Annotated in this window: 5 protein-coding genes; all 5 read left to right on the top strand. The window is 44.1% G+C overall.

Features of this window, described 5'->3' with window-relative positions; genetic code table 11:
• Positions 1-251: dihydropteroate synthase (locus AE2B122_RS19320; protein WP_254593552.1), on the top strand; the 251-nt coding region annotated here is incomplete at its 5' end.
• A gap of 3 nt (positions 252-254) precedes the next feature.
• Positions 255-617 (top strand): dihydroneopterin aldolase, encoded by a 363-nt coding sequence (gene folB / locus AE2B122_RS18320; protein WP_175074970.1) that lies wholly within the window; start codon positions 255-257, stop codon positions 615-617.
• The gene (folK, locus tag AE2B122_RS18315) at positions 614-1,111 is read left to right on the top strand and encodes a 2-amino-4-hydroxy-6-hydroxymethyldihydropteridine diphosphokinase (protein WP_175074969.1); all 498 of its coding nucleotides are present in this window, start codon (positions 614-616) and stop codon (positions 1,109-1,111) included. The genes folB and folK overlap by 4 nt, the downstream gene beginning before the upstream one ends.
• A 25-nt stretch (positions 1,112-1,136) precedes the next feature.
• Positions 1,137-2,126 carry a tRNA dihydrouridine synthase DusB gene (dusB, locus tag AE2B122_RS18310; RefSeq protein WP_095220786.1) on the top strand — a complete coding sequence of 330 codons (990 nt, stop codon included), beginning with the start codon at positions 1,137-1,139 and terminating at the stop codon, positions 2,124-2,126.
• 148 nt (positions 2,127-2,274) lie between these two features.
• A partial coding sequence (lysS, locus tag AE2B122_RS18305; protein WP_371809694.1) for a lysine--tRNA ligase occupies positions 2,275-3,540 on the top strand: 1,266 nt, incomplete at its 3' end.

Here is a 3,540-nt window from a genome sequence, read left to right as displayed (position 1 = left end):
TTGATGAAAATATGGCTGCTATGCGTGAGTTAGATAAAATCACGGCAATGGGTTACCCTGTCCTCCTCGGTACATCACGCAAACGATTCATCGGTACTGTACTTGATCTGCCTGCTGATCAACGAGATGAAGGCACAGCAGCTACGACAGCTTTTGGTATTACAAAGGGCATACATATGGTTCGGGTACATGAAGTAAAACAGACAGCTCGAATTGTGAAAATGATGGACGCGTTAGTAAGGAAGGAGTAAATGATGGATAAAATATATATGAACCAATTACAATTCTACGGCTATCACGGTTTATTTCCGGAAGAGAATAAGCTAGGGCAGCGTTTTATAGTAGATGCTGTACTGGAGCTTGACCTCCATAAAGCTGGTGAATCGGACGATATGACGCAGTCGATTCATTATGGACAAGCATTTGAGGTCATCAAAGATGTTGTTGAAGGACGAGCGAAAAATTTAATAGAAGCAGTGGCAGAAGAGATTGCCAAGCAATTGTTTGCGGCATTCTCTCTGTTGGAGGCGTGCACAGTGAAGGTTATCAAACCCGATCCTCCAATAGCAGGACATTATGAATCGGTAGCGGTGGAAATACGGCGGGAGCGTCTATGAAACAGGCGTGGATTGCACTGGGATCAAATATAGCCCCAAGAGAGACATACTTACAGCAGGCTATCCAAACGCTGAACGAGCACGCGGAAATAAAGTTGAATCAGGTATCGACTGTATATGAAACCGATCCGGTAGGGTATGAGGAACAAGATCAATTTCTGAACTTGGTGGCAGAGGTGGAAACAAGCTTGAAGCCAATGGAGCTGCTGCATGTCTGTCAAAAAATCGAACAGGATTTAGGTCGTAAGCGGATTATTCGCTGGGGACCGCGGACGGTGGACCTTGACATTTTGCTGTATAGTACAGAAAATATGAATGTTGAGGAACTTACCCTTCCCCATCCGCGCATGCATGAACGAGCTTTTGTATTAGTCCCTTTAGCTGAGATAGCTCCTGAGTTGCTCCTTAAAGGTAAAAGAGTGCAGGAATGGCTAGATACATTAGCAGCTCAGGATGTGCAAGGCGTTAGAAGCTGGGGTTCATTAAATATATAAAAAGACCAAATGGGAGGTAGAGACGTTGTTCAATATCGGTGATATCACCATAAAGAACCGAGTGGTATTGGCGCCGATGGCTGGTATCAGTAACTCAGCTTTCCGATTGACTGTAAAGGAATTCGGAGCTGGTATCGTATGTGCAGAAATGATTAGTGACAACGGCATCGTGACTCGGAACGCGAAAACGATGAACATGCTTTATATAGATGAACAGGAAAAGCCAATGAGCTTACAAATCTTTGGATCTAATCCGGAGACGCTGGTGGAAGCTGCTAAATTCGTCGATCAGAATACGACAGCTGACATCATTGATATCAATATGGGCTGTCCTGCGCCAAAGATCACAAAGAACATGGCAGGTTCCCGATGGCTGCTTCAACCGGAGAAAATTTATGAAATGGTATCTGCGGTTGTAAAAGAAGTAGGTAAGCCGGTAACTGTTAAAATGCGTACAGGCTGGGACGACAGTACGATTTATGCTGTGGAGAATGCACAAGCGCTGCAAGAAGCAGGAGCGGCGGCAGTCGCATTACATGGCCGTACGCGTGAGCAGCACTATGAAGGACTTGCTAACTGGGATATCATCCGCCAAGTGAAAGAATCCGTTTCTATTCCTGTCATCGGGAATGGCGATATTACAACGCCGCAAATCGCAAAGCAGCGGTTGGAGGAGACTGGTGTTGACGCAGTTATGATCGGACGAGCTGCTCTTGGAGATCCGTGGATGATATATAGAACTGTTCAATACCTGGAAACAGGCGAGATTTTAGACGAACCAAAACCACGTGAGAAGATTGACGTTTGCGTGCTGCACATGGAACGTTTAGTTCGTCTGAAAGGCGAAAGAGTAGCGATTATGGAAATGCGAAAGCATGCTGCCTGGTATTTGAAAGGGTTAGACGGTACTGGGAAAGTGCGCAAATTGATTAATGAAACAACCACAAAAGAAGACATGGCTAATCTGCTTTACGATTTTGCAGACCAAGCAGAAGCTTCTATGGCAATGTCTTAATCGGACGTGCTTTATTGACACAGCATGGCTGCTTTTCTATACTTATACGAGGTAGCAATGCGGAAAACCTTGCATTATACGAGGACGAACGATACTGCCAGTCAAGCTGGCAGTTTTTTTAGCATTATAGAGAATGAATATAGAAGAAATGGGAGTGAACAGGATGAGTGAAGAATTAAACGATCAGATGCAGGTGCGCCGCGATAAGATGGAAGAGCTTATGAACCAAGGCTATAATCCGTTCGGTGCTAGATTCGAGCGTACACATCAAACAGAAGAATTAGTGGCAGCTTTTGATACTTTCAGTAAAGAAGAGTTGGAAGAGAAGAAAGAGGAAGTAACAATTGCTGGCCGTCTAATGACTAAACGCGGAAAAGGTAAAGCAGGTTTTGCTCACTTGCAGGACTTGAGCGGCCAGATTCAACTTTATGTACGTAAAGACCAAGTTGGTGATGAAGCGTATGAGTTATTCAGCAGTGCCGACTTAGGTGACATCGTCGGTGTTACTGGTGTTATGTTCAAAACAAACGTTGGGGAGCTTTCTGTTAAGGCAACTTCCTTTGATATACTTTCCAAAGCGCTTCGTCCGCTTCCTGATAAATTCCATGGTTTGACTGACATCGAGCAGCGCTATCGTCAACGCTATCTTGATTTGATCGTAAATCCTGAATCGAAGCAGACATTCATCACTCGCAGTAAAATCATCCAAAGTATCCGCCGTTACTTGGATGATATCGGATACTTAGAAGTAGAAACACCACTAATGCACAGCATTCCGGGTGGAGCGGCAGCTCGTCCATTCATTACGCATCATAATGCATTGGATATACCGCTTTATATGCGTATAGCTATTGAACTGCATTTGAAACGTCTTATCGTTGGTGGGTTGGAGAAGGTCTACGAAATTGGACGTGTATTCCGTAACGAGGGTGTTTCTACACGCCATAACCCTGAGTTCACAATGCTTGAGCTGTATGAAGCATATGGTGATATGGATACAATCATGGAATTAACAGAAAACCTCATTGCACATGTTGCAAAAGATGTACTTGGTAAAACCGTTATTCCTTATGGTGACTATGAAATCAATCTTGAACCGAAGTGGAAACGTCTGCACATGGTAGATGCAGTAAAAGAATATACAGGTGTGGACTTCTGGAAGCATATGAGTGACGAAGAGGCAAAAGCTCTAGCGAAGGAAAATGATATTGATATTAAAGATACAATGACGTTCGGTCATATTGTAAATGAATTCTTTGAACAGCGTGTAGAGGACAAGCTTATTCAGCCGACGTTCATCTTCGGTCACCCGGTTGAGATTTCTCCGTTGGCGAAGAAGAACCCAGAAGATGAGCGCTTCACGGATCGCTTTGAAGTATTCATCGTAGGAAGAGAGCATGGAAATGCGTTCTCT

It is taken from the genome of Terribacillus sp. AE2B 122, from assembly GCF_902497585.1.
GTDB classification, from domain to species: domain Bacteria; phylum Bacillota; class Bacilli; order Bacillales; family Amphibacillaceae; genus Terribacillus; species Terribacillus saccharophilus_A.
This window is presented reverse-complemented; position numbering and strand designations above follow the sequence as displayed.

Bases quoted from the DNA above. Each gene is read 5' to 3' on its own strand.
- folB (WP_175074970.1), top strand. From the start codon at position 255: ATGGATAAAATATATATGAACCAATTACAATTCTACGGCTATCACGGT.
- folK (WP_175074969.1), top strand. From the start codon at position 614: ATGAAACAGGCGTGGATTGCACTGGGATCAAATATAGCCCCAAGAGAG.